21 protein-coding genes are annotated in these 16,317 nt (G+C 38.1%); 15 read left to right on the forward strand and 6 right to left on the reverse strand.

What is annotated here, in order from left to right; translation table 11 throughout:
• The first annotated feature begins 256 nt into the window (after nt 1-256).
• Together moaA and AC1DTM_RS02580 are read left to right on the forward strand one after the other, a co-directional pair.
• Nucleotides 257-1,270, forward strand: a complete 1,014-nt coding sequence (moaA, locus tag AC1DTM_RS02575; RefSeq protein WP_088099581.1) for a GTP 3',8-cyclase MoaA — start codon at nt 257-259, stop codon at nt 1,268-1,270.
• A gap of 16 nt (nt 1,271-1,286) precedes the next feature.
• Nucleotides 1,287-2,300, forward strand: coding sequence for a molybdopterin-synthase adenylyltransferase MoeB (locus AC1DTM_RS02580; protein ID WP_088099580.1), 1,014 nt, complete (start codon nt 1,287-1,289; stop codon nt 2,298-2,300).
• Between the two features lie 42 nt (nt 2,301-2,342).
• Here the strand turns inward: AC1DTM_RS02580 and moaC are convergent, their stop codons facing one another.
• A complete protein-coding gene (moaC, locus tag AC1DTM_RS02585) occupies nt 2,343-2,828 on the reverse strand; it encodes a cyclic pyranopterin monophosphate synthase MoaC (RefSeq protein WP_002112363.1) in 486 nt (161 codons plus the stop codon).
• Between the two features lie 83 nt (nt 2,829-2,911).
• Between moaC and AC1DTM_RS02590 the strand changes: the two genes are divergently transcribed.
• From AC1DTM_RS02590 to AC1DTM_RS02620, 7 genes are all read left to right on the forward strand, one after another.
• Complete coding sequence (locus AC1DTM_RS02590) at nt 2,912-4,201, forward strand: molybdopterin molybdotransferase MoeA (RefSeq protein WP_016106390.1); 1,290 nt, start codon at nt 2,912-2,914, stop codon at nt 4,199-4,201.
• Nucleotides 4,165-4,686 carry a molybdopterin-guanine dinucleotide biosynthesis protein B gene (mobB, locus tag AC1DTM_RS02595; RefSeq protein ID WP_016106389.1) on the forward strand — a complete coding sequence of 174 codons (522 nt, stop codon included), beginning with the start codon at nt 4,165-4,167 and terminating at the stop codon, nt 4,684-4,686. The genes AC1DTM_RS02590 and mobB overlap by 37 nt, the downstream gene beginning before the upstream one ends.
• Nucleotides 4,683-5,147 carry a molybdopterin synthase catalytic subunit MoaE gene (moaE, locus tag AC1DTM_RS02600; RefSeq protein WP_002112357.1) on the forward strand — a complete coding sequence of 155 codons (465 nt, stop codon included), beginning with the start codon at nt 4,683-4,685 and terminating at the stop codon, nt 5,145-5,147. The genes mobB and moaE overlap by 4 nt, the downstream gene beginning before the upstream one ends.
• A gap of 2 nt (nt 5,148-5,149) precedes the next feature.
• Nucleotides 5,150-5,383, forward strand: coding sequence for a molybdopterin converting factor subunit 1 (gene moaD / locus AC1DTM_RS02605; protein WP_088099576.1), 234 nt, complete (start codon nt 5,150-5,152; stop codon nt 5,381-5,383).
• A 99-nt stretch (nt 5,384-5,482) separates the two neighbouring features.
• Nucleotides 5,483-5,905 carry a DUF3888 domain-containing protein gene (locus tag AC1DTM_RS02610; protein WP_088099575.1) on the forward strand — a complete coding sequence of 141 codons (423 nt, stop codon included), beginning with the start codon at nt 5,483-5,485 and terminating at the stop codon, nt 5,903-5,905.
• Nucleotides 5,906-5,938: 33 nt separating this feature from the next.
• Nucleotides 5,939-6,796: a glucose uptake protein GlcU gene (gene glcU / locus AC1DTM_RS02615; protein WP_002199106.1), complete on the forward strand. Its 858-nt coding sequence runs from the start codon at nt 5,939-5,941 to the stop codon at nt 6,794-6,796.
• Nucleotides 6,797-6,809: 13 nt separating this feature from the next.
• Entirely contained in the window at nt 6,810-7,595 is a 786-nt protein-coding gene (locus AC1DTM_RS02620) for a glucose 1-dehydrogenase (RefSeq protein WP_016106386.1), read from the forward strand.
• Nucleotides 7,596-7,668: 73 nt separating this feature from the next.
• Here AC1DTM_RS02620 and AC1DTM_RS02625 read toward each other — a convergent pair whose 3' ends face one another.
• Nucleotides 7,669-8,163, reverse strand: coding sequence for a CarD family transcriptional regulator (locus tag AC1DTM_RS02625; protein ID WP_087947353.1), 495 nt, complete (start codon nt 8,161-8,163; stop codon nt 7,669-7,671).
• A gap of 266 nt (nt 8,164-8,429) precedes the next feature.
• Here AC1DTM_RS02625 and AC1DTM_RS02630 point away from each other — a divergent pair, with 266 nt between their 5' ends.
• Nucleotides 8,430-8,666, forward strand: coding sequence for a DUF2553 family protein (locus AC1DTM_RS02630; protein ID WP_002089059.1), 237 nt, complete (start codon nt 8,430-8,432; stop codon nt 8,664-8,666).
• 1 nt (nt 8,667) lies between these two features.
• On the forward strand, nt 8,668-8,850 hold the full coding sequence (locus tag AC1DTM_RS02635; protein ID WP_002160180.1) for a sporulation protein Cse60: 183 nt from the start codon (nt 8,668-8,670) through the stop codon (nt 8,848-8,850).
• A gap of 33 nt (nt 8,851-8,883) precedes the next feature.
• On the opposite strand, the gene AC1DTM_RS02640 is transcribed toward AC1DTM_RS02635, so the two are convergent.
• Nucleotides 8,884-9,111 carry a DUF3973 domain-containing protein gene (locus AC1DTM_RS02640; protein WP_002160181.1) on the reverse strand — a complete coding sequence of 76 codons (228 nt, stop codon included), beginning with the start codon at nt 9,109-9,111 and terminating at the stop codon, nt 8,884-8,886.
• Nucleotides 9,112-9,534: 423 nt separating this feature from the next.
• On the opposite strand from AC1DTM_RS02640, the gene AC1DTM_RS02645 reads away from it, so the two are divergent.
• Nucleotides 9,535-9,963, forward strand: coding sequence for an SRPBCC family protein (locus tag AC1DTM_RS02645; RefSeq protein ID WP_002160182.1), 429 nt, complete (start codon nt 9,535-9,537; stop codon nt 9,961-9,963).
• The gene (locus AC1DTM_RS02650; protein ID WP_002015665.1) at nt 9,964-10,287 is read left to right on the forward strand and encodes an ArsR/SmtB family transcription factor; all 324 of its coding nucleotides are present in this window, start codon (nt 9,964-9,966) and stop codon (nt 10,285-10,287) included.
• A gap of 40 nt (nt 10,288-10,327) precedes the next feature.
• Here the strand turns inward: AC1DTM_RS02650 and AC1DTM_RS02655 are convergent, their stop codons facing one another.
• Nucleotides 10,328-11,770, reverse strand: a complete 1,443-nt coding sequence (locus tag AC1DTM_RS02655; protein ID WP_016106385.1) for an MDR family MFS transporter — start codon at nt 11,768-11,770, stop codon at nt 10,328-10,330.
• 195 nt (nt 11,771-11,965) lie between these two features.
• On the reverse strand, nt 11,966-13,237 hold the full coding sequence (locus tag AC1DTM_RS02660; RefSeq protein ID WP_002112345.1) for a BaiN/RdsA family NAD(P)/FAD-dependent oxidoreductase: 1,272 nt from the start codon (nt 13,235-13,237) through the stop codon (nt 11,966-11,968).
• Between the two features lie 282 nt (nt 13,238-13,519).
• On the opposite strand from AC1DTM_RS02660, the gene AC1DTM_RS02665 reads away from it, so the two are divergent.
• Both AC1DTM_RS02665 and AC1DTM_RS02670 read left to right on the forward strand, forming a co-directional pair.
• Nucleotides 13,520-15,172: a putative polysaccharide biosynthesis protein gene (locus tag AC1DTM_RS02665; protein WP_002112344.1), complete on the forward strand. Its 1,653-nt coding sequence runs from the start codon at nt 13,520-13,522 to the stop codon at nt 15,170-15,172.
• Nucleotides 15,173-15,213: 41 nt separating this feature from the next.
• Complete coding sequence (locus AC1DTM_RS02670; protein WP_016106384.1) at nt 15,214-15,942, forward strand: pseudouridine synthase; 729 nt, start codon at nt 15,214-15,216, stop codon at nt 15,940-15,942.
• 82 nt (nt 15,943-16,024) lie between these two features.
• Here the strand turns inward: AC1DTM_RS02670 and AC1DTM_RS02675 are convergent, their stop codons facing one another.
• Entirely contained in the window at nt 16,025-16,246 is a 222-nt protein-coding gene (locus AC1DTM_RS02675; RefSeq protein ID WP_000805512.1) for a DeoR family transcriptional regulator, read from the reverse strand.
• Nucleotides 16,247-16,317: the final 71 nt, after the last annotated feature.

Below are 16,317 nucleotides of genomic sequence, written 5' to 3' on the forward strand. Positions count from 1 at the left end.
AGAAAACCTTGGAACTTTTATGTTTCAAGGTTTTTTATACCGCTATTTGCGGGCAGTAAGGCTTCCACTTCAAAATTTGGTAGGTGGGAGTCGGCCGTAAAAGTACGATTGGTACGGGCTAATAATCAATGGGGGATAGACAAAATCCCACTGATTAAAGTTTCACTTTATTCACTTGAGCAAAAACATCGCGGTTCAAAAATATATTATAATAGAATGAAGATAGATATAAATTTGGCAGAAAGGGAGAGTGGCGATGCAGGAGAAGGTTAAAGATTTTTTCGGACGTCCACTTCAAGATTTGCGCATCTCTGTCATTGATCGTTGTAATTTACGGTGTACGTATTGTATGCCAGCGGAAGTGTTTGGTCCTGATTATGCTTTTTTGAAAGAGGAGTTTTTACTGACATTTGATGAAATCGAGCGATTAGCAAAAGTATTTGTTAGCATCGGTGTACGGAAAATTAGACTTACTGGCGGTGAGCCATTGCTCCGTAAGGATTTAACAAAACTTATCGAACGTCTCGTGAAAATTGACGGTTTAGTAGATATAGGATTAACGACAAATGCGATTCATTTAACGAAGCAAGCGAAGGCGTTAAAAGAAGCTGGGTTACACCGAGTAAATGTTAGTTTGGATGCGATAGATGATAATGTGTTCCGCGCAATTAATGGCCGGAATATGAATACGAAGCCAGTGTTAAAAGGAATTATGGCAGCGAAAGAAGCAGGCCTTGAAGTGAAGGTAAATATGGTTGTGAAAAAAGGGATGAACGATCATCAAGTACTTCCGGTTGCTGCGTATTTTAAAGAACAAGGAATTTCACTTAGATTTATTGAGTTTATGGATGTTGGCAGTACGAATGGATGGAATTTTGATCAAGTTATTATGAAACGAGAATTAATTGATATGATTCATGGGGTGTATCCAATTGAGCCAGCTGAAGCTCATTATTTTGGGGAGGTTGCGAAGCGGTATCGATACGTTGGAACAAATGTAGAGGTTGGTTTTATTACCTCTGTTTCTGAGTCATTTTGTTCTTCTTGTACGAGAGCAAGAATTTCAGCAGATGGAAAGTTTTATACTTGCCTGTTTGCGACAGAAGGAATGGATTTAAGGAAACTTCTTAGAGAAAATCTTTCAGATGATGATTTGTTAAATGTTATACAAGGTATATGGGGGAATAGAAAAGATAGATATTCAGATGAACGGACAGAAGAAAGCGCGAAAAATCGTCCGAAAATTGAAATGTCTTATATAGGAGGATAAGAAAGGGGGATGTCGTATGCAAGAGCGATATTCAAGACAAATGTTATTTTCTGGTGTTGGGGAAGAAGGGCAGCGGAAAATAAGAGAGAAGCACGTGCTCGTCATCGGTGCTGGTGCGCTCGGAGCAGCGAATGCAGAAGCGATTGTTAGAGCAGGTGTTGGAAAAATAACAATTGCTGATCGTGATTATGTAGAATGGAGTAATTTACAAAGGCAACAATTATATACAGAAGAAGATGCAAAGCATTATAAGCCGAAAGCGATAGCAGCAGCAGAACATTTAAAGGCAATTAATTCCGAAGTAGAAATTGTACCGGTTGTGACTGATGTAACAGTGCAAGAAATGGAAGAGTTAATTAAAGGTGTAGATTTAATATTAGATGCGACGGATAATTTTGAAACGCGCCTTCTTATTAATGATATATCCCAGATGTATAACGTTCCGTGGATATACGGAGGGTGTGTTGGAAGTTACGGAGTAACTTATACAATCTTGCCAGGAAAAACGCCGTGTTTTCGATGTTTAATGGAACATCCGGCGAGCGGAGCGACATGTGATACGGCCGGTATTATACAGCCAGCAGTGCAATTAGTAGTTGCACATCAAATAACGGAAGCCCTGAAAATATTAGTAGAAGATTTTGAGGCACTTCGTGAAACGATGCTATCATTTGATCTTTGGAATAATCAACAGATGGCATTTAAAGTGAATAGGCAGAAAAAGGATACATGTTTATCTTGTGGAAAGTTACGTACATATCCGAGTTTAACATTTGAAGCACAAACGAAAACAGAAGTATTATGTGGGCGAAATACAGTTCAAATCCGTCCAGGTGTGCGTCAGGGTTTTAATTTAGAAGAAATTAAAAAGCGCTTACAAAAAAGTGTGGATGTAAAAGCAACGCCATATTTATTATCATTTCCAGTGGAAGAATATCGTTTTGTTTTATTTACAGATGGTAGGGCGTTTATTCATGGTACGAATGATATGAATGTTGCGAAACGACTATATACAAGATATATAGGTTGAACCTAAAGGGAGATCCTTTAGGTTCAAATGGAAAAGGTAGGATTAAGAATTTCTAATATAATCTCCATTTTTTCCGCCCGTTTTTTCAAGTAAGTACGTTTCGCCAATAATCATACCCTTATCAACGGCTTTACACATGTCATATACAGTAAGAGCGGTAGCGGAAGCGGCTGTTAAAGCTTCCATCTCAACGCCGGTACTACCTTCTGTTTTAACTTTTACTTCAATAAGTAGTCGATATTGTTCTTCTGACTGTTTCCAATCGAAAGAGACGTCAACACCTTTTAATAATAAAGGATGGCACATTGGGATAATATCAGAAGTACGTTTTGCAGCCATAATACCTGCGATTTGTGCGACGGCTAATACGTCACCTTTACCAATTTCATTGTGAGAGATTTTATCAAAAATCTCTTTCGTAACGAGAATGCTAGAGCATGCTATTGCTGTTCGAACGGTTATTTTTTTATCACTTATATCAACCATTTTAGCGCGTCCTTGGTCGTTGAAATGTGTGAATGAAGACATGGAATTCCTCCTTGAAGTAATTGCGATTTAATATATAAAGTGTAATCGAGATTAGATATTTTGCAAATATGAGGTGAGAAACAATGGTAGAAAAACGAATCCCGATTCAAGTTGCTGAGGCAGTAGAGCGGGTTATGAAATACGCTAAGCATGGTGAAGTAGAAGAAGTTTCTATTACAGAAAGTTACGGGAGGATTCTTGGAGAGGATGTTGTCTCAGATCACGACGTTCCTCACTTTGATCGTTCTCCTTACGATGGTTTCGCAATTCGAGCAGAAGATACGAAGGAAGCGAGTCAAGAGCAGCCGGTTGAATTTGAAGTAATAGGAGAAATCGGAGCAGGATCTGTTTTTACAGAAGAAGTAGGGGCTTTTCAGGCGGTTCGTATTATGACAGGAGCAGCTATTCCAGAAGATTGCAATGCAGTCGTAATGCTAGAACTGACGGAAGGATTCGAGAGGAACGAAAGTACATATATGAAGTTAAAACGTCCTTTCCAAAACGGTGACAATGTGTCATTTAAAGGAGAAGATATAAAACAAAATCAAGTCCTTGTTAAGAAAGGTGTTGTAATTAATCCGGGTGTTGCCGCATTATTAGCGACGTTTGGATATAGCACTGTGAAAGTTGTAAAACAGCCGGTTGTCGGTATTGTAACGACAGGCAGCGAATTATTAGAAGTGCATGAGGCGTTAGAGCCAGGGAAAATTAGAAATAGTAACTCTTATATGATTGCCGCTCAAATTATGAAAGCTGGCGGAAAAGTTCGTTACTATGGACAACTTGCCGATGAGTTAGACACATGTTTTACAGCCGTTAAATCAGCGATGGATGAGGTTGATATTTTAATTACAACGGGCGGTGTTTCAGTAGGGGATTACGACTATTTACCAGCTATTTATGAAAGGTTACAGGCGAATGTACTCTTTAATAAAATAGCGATGAGGCCGGGGAGTGTAACGACAGTAGCTGAAGTTGATGGAAAGCTACTCTTCGGTTTATCAGGTAATCCGTCAGCTTGTTATGTAGGTTTCGAATTATTAGTGCATCCAATTATAAAAACGTATTTGCATGCGAAGGATCCTCACGCATATAGAGCTGATGCTATTTTGCAAAAAGATTTTCCGAAACCAAATCCGTTTACTCGTTTTGTAAGAGCGAAAGCGAGCATTGTTAATGGGGCACTACAAGCGGCGCCAGTTGGTTTAGATAAATCGAGTGCGGTCTCTTCACTTGCGGATGCAAATGCTTTTATTGTGCTGCCTGGAGGAACGAGAGGGTTTGAAGCAGGAATGAAAGTATCTGTATTATTGTTAGAATGCTCTGAGGGAAGTGATTGGCCGTGGGCAAAGCCTCTTCAATCTTACAAATAGTAGGGTATCAAAATAGCGGGAAAACAACACTTGTAGAGAAAATGGTACATGCATTAGCTGAAAGAGAAATGAAGGTTGCTACAATTAAACATCATGGTCACGGGGGCTTTCCTGAAGTAGCACAAAAAGATAGTGAAAGACACCGAAAAGCTGGTGCTGTAGTAAGTAGTGTAGAAGGCGCTGGATTACTATCTCTGTCCTCTTTGCGAGATGAATGGTCCTTGCAAGAAATTATCCGCTTGTACGAATTTTTTGAAGTGGATACGATTTTAATAGAGGGCTATAAAGCTGAGGAATATCCAAAAATAGTGTTACTTCGTTCTGCGGAAGACGCTGAACTTTTACATAAAGTAGAAAATATAGCGGCGGTTATTATGTGGTATGATGCTCCGTCAAATGTACGAGAAGAATATAAAGTATTTCATATAACAGAAGAAAAATTGTATATAGACTGGTTTTTACAAACGGTTAGGGGTGCAAAATGATAAATACGTATTATGAAGTAATTGATACAGAAATCTCGATTGAAGAGGTGGCAAAGAAAGTAGTTCGCCGTGAATGTGGTGCTGTCACAACATTTATCGGAACAGTTAGGGAGTTTACGAAAGGGCGTCGTACACTATACTTAGAGTATGTAGCTTATAAGACGATGGCAGAAAAGATGCTACAGAAAATTGGGTCAGAAGTGAAGGAGAAGTGGCCCGGTACACATGTTGCGATTACGCATCGCATCGGCACGCTGCAAATTTCTGATATAGCGGTTGTTGTTGCTGTGTCAACGCCTCATCGCAAAGAGGCTTATGAAGCGAATGAATATATTATGGAGCGTATTAAGCAAATTGTTCCGATTTGGAAAAAGGAGTTTTGGGAAGATGGTGACTCATGGATTGGTGATCAATTAGAAAAAACACCATATCCAGCAGGAGAGCCTGGGAAGGAGTTATAAATATGATTCGAGTATTGTTATTTGCGAACTTGCAAGAAGAAGCAGGAACGAGTGAATTACAAATAGAGAGAGAAAATATTACGGTTGCAGAGTTAAAAGATATTGTTGCGAAAGAATATAATGTACCAGTGTCAGCGCCAATTATGGTTGCGATTAATGAAGAGTATGCAAATGAAGATGATACGATACAATCTGGTGATGTAGTTGCACTAATACCACCAGTGAGTGGTGGTTAATATTGGATTTGTGCTATAAAAAACGACTTTCCTAAATAGGTAAAGTCGTTTTTTTATGGAAGTTTTGAGAACACTATCTTATAGGAAAAGGAGGAAGTTATGAAAAAGATATGTGTAATGATTTCAATGATATGTTCTGTTTTTTTCTTTTCTCCAAGCAATTCTTTGGCAAAAGAATCGACGGAACAGCTTTTAGAAAGTGCGTTACTGAATCGATATTACTCGGTTATAAGGCAAGTGACAGAAGATCAACATGAATGTGAATCCGTTACAAACATAAAGCGCATAGGGAAGAAAGATGAGTTTATTCCTAAATTTGCAGTTACGATACAATTTCTTACATTTCAAGGGGCACATAATCCGCCGAACGATCGTATTACACTCACTTTAGAAGATTATTTGGATCAAATAAAAATAAAAAAAGTAGAGCGAGAAAAAAATGTTTCTGGTGCGATTGCAGAAAAGGTTTGCGCACGTGCGAAGGAAAAAATGAAGGCACACTCTAATGGTGTAGAGCAGTAACTGATGACATTTAGTAAAGAAAGGTAATGAGCGATGGATATACTTTTAGCGATTTTACCAGCTATATTTTGGGGAAGCATTGTGCTATTTAACGTGAAACTGGGCGGGGGACCGTATAGTCAAACGCTCGGTACAACGTTCGGTGCGCTTATTTTTGCGATTGTTGTTTATATTTTTGTGAAGCCAGTATTAACGCCTACCGTTATTGGAGTTGGAATTGTGTCAGGTTTATTTTGGGCGCTTGGTCAGGCGAATCAACTGAAAAGTATTGATTTAATGGGTGTTTCCAGAACGATGCCAATTTCAACGGGACTTCAATTAGTTGCGACGACTTTATTTGGCGTTATTGTATTTCATGAATGGTCGACGACAATATCAGTTGTCCTTGGAGTTTTGGCGCTCGTTTGTATTATTATCGGGGTTGTTTTAACATCACTTCAAAGTAAAGAAGAAAAGAATGCAGAGCAAGCAGGGAATTTCAAAAAAGGAATTATTATTTTATTAATTTCAACGGTCGGTTATTTAGTTTATGTAGTAGTTATTAGGTTATTTAACGTAGATGGTTGGTCTGCTTTATTACCGCAAGCAGTCGGTATGGTGTTAGGAGGCATTTTACTTACGTTTAAACATCATCCATTTAATAAATATGCGATACGAAATATTATTCCAGGATTAATTTGGGCAGCTGGAAATATGTTTTTATTCATTTCGCAGCCGCGCGTCGGAGTTGCAACAAGTTTTTCACTTTCACAAATGGGCATTATTATTTCGACGCTTGGCGGGATTCTTATATTAGGTGAAAGAAAAACGAAGCGTCAATTAATAGGGATTGTCGTTGGTATCGTTTTTATTATCGCAGCCGGAATTATGCTAGGTATTGCAAAAAGTTAAAGGAGGTATTGAAATGTATAGCGATTTAGAAGGGAAAGTTGTCGTTATTACAGGGTCAGCAACGGGTCTCGGAAGAGCGATGGGGGTACGATTTGCTAAGGAGAAGGCGAAAGTTGTTATTAATTATCGCTCACGAGAGTCAGAAGCAAATGATGTGTTAGAAGAAATTAAAAAATTAGGCGGAGAAGCGATTGCTGTAAAAGGGGATGTCACGATTGAATCGGATGTTGTGAATCTCATTCAATCTGCTGTGAAAGAATTTGGTACGCTCGACGTTATGATTAATAATGCAGGGATAGAAAACGCAGTCCCATCGCACGAAATGCCGTTAGAGGATTGGAATAAAGTAATCAATACAAATTTAACGGGTGCTTTTTTAGGGAGCCGTGAAGCGATTAAATATTTTGTGGAAAATGATATTAAAGGATCTGTCATTAATATGTCTAGTGTTCATGAGAAAATTCCGTGGCCATTATTCGTGCACTATGCGGCAAGTAAGGGCGGTATTAAACTTATGACAGAAACGTTAGCGTTAGAATATGCACCGAAAGGTATTCGAGTAAATAATATTGGACCAGGTGCAATTAATACGCCAATTAATGCTGAAAAGTTTGCTGATCCAAAGCAGCGTGCTGACGTAGAAAGTATGATTCCGATGGGCTACATTGGAAAACCTGAAGAAATCGCAGCAGTAGCAACTTGGCTCGCTTCATCAGAGGCGAGTTACGTAACTGGAATTACGTTATTTGCAGATGGTGGAATGACTTTATACCCATCATTCCAAGCTGGGCGTGGGTAATATGAAAAGGACAAAGAGTTTTATCTCTTTGTCCTTTTTTGCAAAAAAAAATAGCGGTCGGCTATTTTTAAAATTAATGATTGATTGTATCTTGAAGAAATTCTGTTGCTTGATGTTCTGAAACATTCTGTACGAGCGCAACTTCACTAATAACCATTTTACGCGCATTATCTAGCATTTGTTTTTCGCTCGCATTTAATGCTCTTTCTTTATTGCGACGAAGTAAATCACGAACAACTTCTGCACTATCTTGAAGATTGCCGTTCTTCATTTTTTCCATATTCATTGTATATCTTTGTTTCCAAGAGAGTGATGGGTCTGATTCCCCATGATGAAATTCAAGAAGTATACCATCTAACGTACCTTTATCGACGATATAACGTATACCTGATTTTTGTAGTTGATTCATCGGAAGCATTACTTGCATATCTTTACTAATGATGCGTATAACACAATATTGACGCGTAGTGCCTAATATTTCTTTCTCTTCAATTGCTTCGATGATTCCTGCACCGTGCATTGGATAAACGATTTTATCACCAATTTGAAACAAATCATCCACCTCCATATGTGGTAACCACTTTTAATGATAACATACTAGGATAAAAATGTCAAATTTTATATAATATCACATCTGATATGCTGTAGTCAATATATAAAAGTCGTTTTTTAATTTGTTTTTTTGCTCTTATAACGTTGAATAAATAGGGGGGATTTTTTTAGAAAAATAGTACAGGCGCAGAAAGAAGGCATATCCACTTATTTTTAAGCATAAAATATAAAATCGCTAATACAATATACCTAAATCCGTTCTTTGCAAGGGAGGGAGAGAAGGTGGGGCGCACAATTAGAATTGATATTACAAATAAAGTTGTAGCTAAATTTAGGCAAGATTATTTGGAATTATATACGAGTAAGTTTATGATAGGTAAGTTTTATGTCTATACTGAAGATAAACAATATGTGTTAGAAGACGGATATATATATGAAGATGGAAAGTTTTATCGCATCATAGATACGCACCGTGGCAATAAACAAGCGGCGGAGGGCTGCGATCTAGGATGGTGTTAACATGATTCGTGTGAAAGTGTTTGATGAAAGTCATGAAAAAGACTTAGAAGAATCTGTAAATGTATTTTTGAAAAAAATTGATGATGGAAATTTTGTAGATATAAAGTATCAAGTTGGTGTTTCAATTAACGATGATGAAAATCAAATTTATTGTTTTTCAGCGATGATTGTTTATAAAGCATAAAAAAGAGCTGGGGAGCCAGCTCTTTTTTATGCTTTATGTTGGGACAACATGTGTCGGTAAAATATTCATAATAGATTGTGTTGCGCCGATTTTCTTTTTCGTTAAAAAAACTTCTCCTGTTTCATGCTCCTGAGCATCAGTGCACATACCGAGGTGATAACGATCACCTAAAAATGGATCAATATAAAAACCATTTTTGAATACTTTATCATTTGGATGTTTTTCATGGTGAATTTCAGAACAGTTAATGCAATAGAACATAGCTTTCATCTCCTTTTTATTTTTGTTAAAAAAAGTGGGTCGGTAGTCATTTCGCTCCTAAGGAAATGTTGAGGAGAAGAGAAATAACTACCTACCCAAATGGCGGGCATACTCCTTCTAGTTTTACATATCTCGCGTATTGTCCCCGAGGGAAGGAGGAGAGACGAAGTACAGATGAGATAAGTTAGGCGCTTCTCTCAATAGGAGTGATAGAGTTTCATATTGAGGGAATTTTCTATTTTTCATTGCCTTTGTGAGTATATTATGAAGGAATGCTGAGAGGGTGTTTGTCCTGTTGAAAAAATGTTGAGAATTTCTCAACAGTGAAAAAGAGCCTTTCTTGACATGAAACCAAAAGGTGTTATATTGTTAATGTGAAACCAAAAGGTGTCATATTTTGATGCCGAATAAAGGAGATATAAAATGGAACAACAAAATACATTAAATGATATTAAACAAACAATCGTTTTTGACGCGCCTATTCAAAAAGTATGGAATGTAGTATCAACTGCAGAAGGAATTGCGTCATGGTTTATGCCAAATGATTTCGAATTAGAGGTAGGACATGAGTTTCATGTGCAATCACCTTTTGGACCATCACCATGTAAGGTGTTAGAGATTGATGAACCAAATCATTTATCTTTCTCATGGGATACAGATGGTTGGATTGTTTCATTCATTTTGAAAGACTTAGGAGATAAAACAGAATTCACGTTAATTCACGGCGGCTGGAAACATCCTGATGAAATTCTTCCGAAAGCAAATGCGAAGAGCTCTATTATTCGCGATAGAATGAATGGTGGCTGGGTAGCGATTGTAAATGAAAAACTGAAAAAGGTTGTCGAAGGTTAAATGTCCTCGTCAGCAGCGAAATATGACGTATTTCAAGCAATTGCTGATCCAACCCGCCGAGAAGTGTTGCGGTTATTAAGTGATAAAGAGTTACCAATTTCAAAAATAACGGATCATTTTCCGATGAGCCGTACTGCAGTTGTAAAGCATCTTCATATTCTTTCAGAAGCGAATTTAGTGAGTGGGAGAAAGAGCGGGAGAGAAAAGATATACCGTTTGCATCCAGAACCATTAGAGGAATTACAGCAGTGGCTCTCGTATTATGAACGATTTTGGGATAATAAATTGTCCGTGCTTAAACATATTGTGGAGAATGAAGAGTAGATTTTATGCAAAGAGGATGACCGAAATGGTCATCCTCTTTTTATTGTTCACTTGTTTGTTTAGCTGGCTTTAATAGGATCCAAGCGATAATTAATGTGAATACCGCTAATACGAAAGTGCTCGTATAAATGACGTGTACACTTGATGCTAATGCGGATTGTGACTCGGTTACTACGTTTGCTGTAGCTCCTCCATGTCCGCCAGAAGAAACAAGATCAAGGTTTTTAATGCCACGTGCATGAATCATCGTATTGAAGATCGTTCCGAAGATTGCAGCTCCTAGTGTTTGACTAAATGTATTAATAAATGTGTTTAAACCAACTGCCGTTCCGCGCGTATGAGCCGGTACAGCTGCTTGAATTGTTACCATGTAAATTGGTGTAACAAGCCCCATTCCTAAGCCGAATAATCCGACTGCAACATAAATAAGGAATGATGGTGAATCTGTTGATAATGTAAATAATAAGAAAGTAGCAACGGATAAAATGCTAGCTCCAAGTAAAATAATTTGTTTCGTTTGTAACTTGCCAACTAAGTTACCGGAGAACATCGCACCGAATGTCCACATAACAGGAATCGGCATTAAAATGAGTCCAGCCTCTGTCGCATTTTTTCCTAAAACACCTTGGCTCCAAATTGGAAGATACACTGTAATACTAATAATCATTGCGCCAGCAATAAGTGTTAGTATGTTTATTGTAGATAATGTACGGTTAGAGAAAAGTGCTAGCGGAATTAATGGTTCCGGAGATTTTTTCTCGATGTATAAGAAAATAATGAATGAAACAGCGGCAAAGATTAATAGGCCGATAATTGAAATGTCTCCCCAGTTTTGCTTACTGCTACCTGTTAATAATGCGTATAGCAGAGCGATTGTACTTAATGAGAAAACTGTCGCACCAAGATAGTCGATATGTTGCTTAGCGGCGGACTTAACAGATTCCTTATAAGAAGTGGCAAACATTAAGCAAGCGATAATTCCAAAAGGAACGTTTAAGAAGAAAATATAGCGCCAAGAAAGAGAATCAACTAAAAATCCACCTACTAACGGCCCAATAACACCAGATACACCCCAAACGGCACTCATCCAGCCTTGTGCTTTCGCGCGGTCTTTCGCTTCGCTATATAGGTCTCCAATAATCGTCATTGTGATCGGCATAACAGCACCAGCCCCTATACCTTGAAGAGCACGGAAGAAGATTAATTGTTCCATTGATGTAACGACTCCGCAAAGTGCAGAACCGATTAAGAAGATTGTTGCTCCGATGAGCAGAACTTTTTTACGGCCGAATAAATCAGCTAGCTTTCCGTATATTGGAGTCGAAACAGCTGTTGCAAGCATATAGATTGCATATACCCAACTAACAAGTTCGACGCCTGACAAATCACTCGTTATACGAGGGATCGCTGTACTAACAATCGTTCCTTCTACCGCAGAAAGAAACGTCATTAGCATTAAAGACATCATGACTTTTTTTCTCATTTGTTTTCCCCTTACCCTTTTTCGAATATTCAACAATATAAAATATAAAGGTACTAAGGTATATAAAGCAACAAAAAAGCAATGGGAAGTTAGGAGGAAGGGATATTTTTGAAGAAACGGTCGATATATTTAAAGTATCGCCGATATAATTTCATGCGCCTATAAAAAAAGAAACAGGAGTCCCTGTTTCTTTTTTTAGTATTGCATTTTCGCATTTTGTCCTGCTGTTGTTCCGGCAATTCGACCAGTAACAAGGGCAGATGTAATGTTATAGCCGCCAGTATAACCGTGAATATCAAGAACTTCTCCGCAGAAGTATAAACCATTCGTGAATTTCGAAGCCATTTCTTTCGGGTTAATTTCTTTAACGGATACCCCTCCGCCAGTAACGAATGCTTTTTCAATTGACTGCGTACCATTTACATGGACGGTAAATTCTTTAAAGTCTTTCACAAGTGCGCGAATCTTCTCATGAGAAACTTGTCCAGCTTGTTCGCTACCGTCAATTTCATTTTTTTCTAATAAGAATAGGAAGTAACGTTCAGGAACATAGCCTTTTAAAACGTTTTTAATTCCTTTTTTCGGATCTTCTTTCATTTGTTTCAGCATGCGCTGGAACAGTTGCTCACTATTTTCTTCTGGCAATGCATCGATACTCATGTGCACTGTGTTCGTTTTAAACTTTTTCATCGCTTTCACAACGAATTGGCTACAGCGAAGAGCAGCAGGACCAGATAGGCCGAAGTGAGTGAAGAGCATGTCCATTTTATGAGAAATGATAACTTTTCCTTTCGGGTTTAATACACTTAAGTTTACATCTCGTAAAGCAAGACCTTGTAATGTGCGGTCACGAATAAACGGTTCGTTTGAAAGGATTGGTACTTCTGTTGGGAAAAGTTCTGTAATTGTATGCCCAGCTTTTTCAGCCCAAGCGTATCCGTCTCCAGTAGAACCAGTTTGAGGAACAGATTTTCCGCCAACAGCGATAACGACGTGATTCGTTTCTAACACTTCGCCTGTTTGTAGAATAACAGCCTTCGTTTGACCATTTTCATATTCAATCGTTTCAACAGGTGTGTTCGTACGTATTTTTACACCTAAGTCTTTTAATCGTGTTAACAGTGCATCTACAACAGATTGCGCTTTATTTGATACTGGGAACATGCGGCCATGATCCTCTTCTTTCAGTTTTACACCGAGATTTTCGAAGAATGTAATAATATCTTCATTACTGAAAATAGAAAAAGCACTGTATAAGAAGCGACCATTTCCAGGTATATGTTTAACGATTTCATCAAGTGGTAGACGGTTCGTTACGTTACAACGACCACCACCAGAAATCGCAAGTTTACGTCCTAGTTTATTTCCTTTATCAAGAAGTAAGACGCTTGCGCCTTCTTCAGCAGCACCGATTGCAGCCATTAGCCCTGAAGGACCGCCGCCGATGACAATAACATCATAATGCATAATATATCGACCTCATTTTCTACATTTCCTGCCTAAAAGAATAGCATGTTTTCCCTTAAAAGAAAAATAGAGTGAAGTACTGCTTAAGAGGAGAATTGTGGTACAATACAAAAGTTAGAGTTCAGCATTATCCTGCTATTTATGGGCAATAAGACTACTACCTTAAGATTTAAGAGAAGTAAAGGGGAGTTAAAGCGGCCTGTAAATGCTCGAATGGTTAGTAGGAGGAGAGTCTCCCACTGATTATAGTTTCACTTTATGTAGATGTAGGAGGATTTTTGTATGTCCGATTCAAAATTTCTGCGCGGAACGCTTATTGTGACGTTAGGGACATTTTTAGTAAAGTTCTTAGGCATGATTTACGTCTTTCCGTTTCATGCATTAGTAGGCACAGAAGGCGGAACGCTCTATACATATGGATACATTCCATATACGATATTTTTAAGTATCGCAACGGCAGGGGTGCCGCTTGCTGTTTCGAAGTTTGTTTCCAAATATAATGCACTCGGAGATTATAAAACGAGCCGGAGAATGTTCCGCTCGGGAATGGTTATGATGATAGTAACAGGAGTTCTTTCCTTCTTAGTACTGTACATGACCGCACCATTATTTGCAGAAGCAATGCTTGGTAAACAAAGTTTACAAAATAAGATAGAAGAAGTTACGACGATTATTCGCCTCGTAAGTTTTGCGCTTATTGTTGTGCCGGCAGCAAGTTTGATTCGTGGTTATTTCCAAGGCCACCAATCGATGGGACCGACTACGGTTTCACAAATTATTGAGCAAATTATTCGTATCGTCTTTTTATTAGCGGGTAGTTTCATCGTTATTAAAGTGCTTGGCGGTACAGTAGCAACGGCAGTTGGTGTTGCGACATTCGCTGCATTCGTTTCAGCAGTTGGAGCACTTGGCGTATTAATTTGGTACTGGTTAAAACGTAAAAAATATTTGGATCAATATTTAATTGAGCAAACTGTACCAGAATCAACGGTAAGTACCGCTCAATTGTTTAAAGAGTTGTTTGCATATGCAATTCCTTACGTTGTAATTGGATTAACAATTCCTTTATACCAACAAATTGATACATTGACATTTAACTCTATTATGCAGGCGATTGGTCAAGGGGATATCGCAGAGCGAGCGCTTGGTATTTTCACGATGTGGACGCATAAATTAATTATGATTCCAGTATCACTTGCAACAGCGTTTAGTTTAACGCTCGTACCAGCGATTACAAAATCGTTTACTGAAAAGCAATACCGTTATTTAAAATTACAAATTACACAAACATTCCAGGCGAATATGTTTTTAACATTGCCAGCAGTTATCGGTATTTCTACACTTGCATATCCAATTTACACTGCTTTCTACGATTCAGATCCACTAGGTGGACAAGTATTAATGTGGTATGCACCAGTTGCATTGTTATTCGCTTTATTCACAGTAACAGCAGCTATCTTGCAAGGGATTAACAAGCAGAAACATGCGGTTATTGCGCTTGTGATGGGTGTTATTTTGAAATTTGTATGTAACGTAATCTTTATTCGTTATTTCGGTACAGTTGGGGCGATTTTAGCTACTGCAGTCGGTTTCTTAGCTTCCGTATGGTATACGAATAGACAAATCAAAAAACACGCACACTATTCATTTGGTGTTGTATATAAGAGAACATTCCAAATTGCAGTATTAACACTTGTAATGGTTATTGCTGTAAAACTATCACAATGGCTTCTATCCTTCATGATTTCGCCTGATGGCCGTATTGGTGCTCTTATTACAGTTGCGATTTGTGCAGGTATTGGTGGTCTTGTTTACGGATTGTTAGCGATTCGCACAGGAGTACTAGAAAGAGTATTTGGCGGAGAAGCTTTAGAGAAAATCCAGCGTAAACTTGGTAGTAGATTCAAAATAAAGTTGAAATCAAAAGGGGCGTAAATACGTCCCCTTTTCTATGATAAATAAAGAAGGTGAAGAACATGAGATTAGATAAATTATTAGCGAATATGGGACACGGAAGTAGAAAAGAAGTAAAGAAATTACTGAAAGACGGCGTTGTGAAAATTGATGGAACGCCAGTGAAAGATGCGAAGTTTCATGTGAATATAGAAGAGCAAGAGGTTATGATTCACGGTGAAGTTGTGGAATATAAAGAGTTTGTTTATTTAATGATGCATAAACCACAAGGTGTTATTTCAGCGACAGAAGATGATAACCACGAAACAGTAATAGATTTATTAGAATTAGAAGATGCGATTTTCGATCCATTCCCTGTTGGAAGGCTCGATATTGATACAGAAGGTTTCTTATTAATCACAAATGATGGGAAGTTAACGCATCAACTATTATCTCCGAAAAAGCATGTGCCGAAAAAATACTATGCACACGTTTCAGGAGTTGTAACGGAAGAGGATGTAAAAGAATTCGCTAAAGGTGTTATTTTAGAAGATGGCTATGAAACGAAGCCAGGCGAACTTACAATTTTAAAGAGTGATGATATTTCTGAAATTGAGCTCGTGATTACAGAAGGAAAATTCCATCAAGTGAAGCGTATGTTTGAAGCAGTAGGTAAAAAAGTAGTGTATTTAAAGAGAACAGAGATGGGACCTTTAGTGCTAGATGAAGAGTTAGAACTTGGGCAATATCGTGAATTAACAGATGAAGAAGTAGAAATGTTAAAAACATATCAAGTAGATAACGAAAAGTAACACCAATTTCAGAGCATAGAAAAGACCCCTTTCTAATGAGTTAGAAAGGGGTATGTATTTATTTACATACAATTATTTTTTGTTATGAGGTCATTCTCACTTTCTTTCCTGTCGTTGTCCACTTGCCGCGGCAAGGGCTATACACGAGTTCATTAAACTGCAACACATTTAGATCACGTTGTATCGTTCGCGGTGTGATCCCGAACTCATCTACAAGGTCTTTCGTTGTTACCGTACCGTTTTCATTGATGTACATATAAATTGATTTAATGCGTGTTAGCATACGAGTAGTTGTAGGTTTCAAGAGAAAACCACTCCTCTACCAGTTTTTTTGACCCCATTCAGGAAAGAAGGTCGTTACTACCATTGTACTCT

It is taken from the genome of Bacillus sp. P4_D3 (assembly GCF_056401855.1).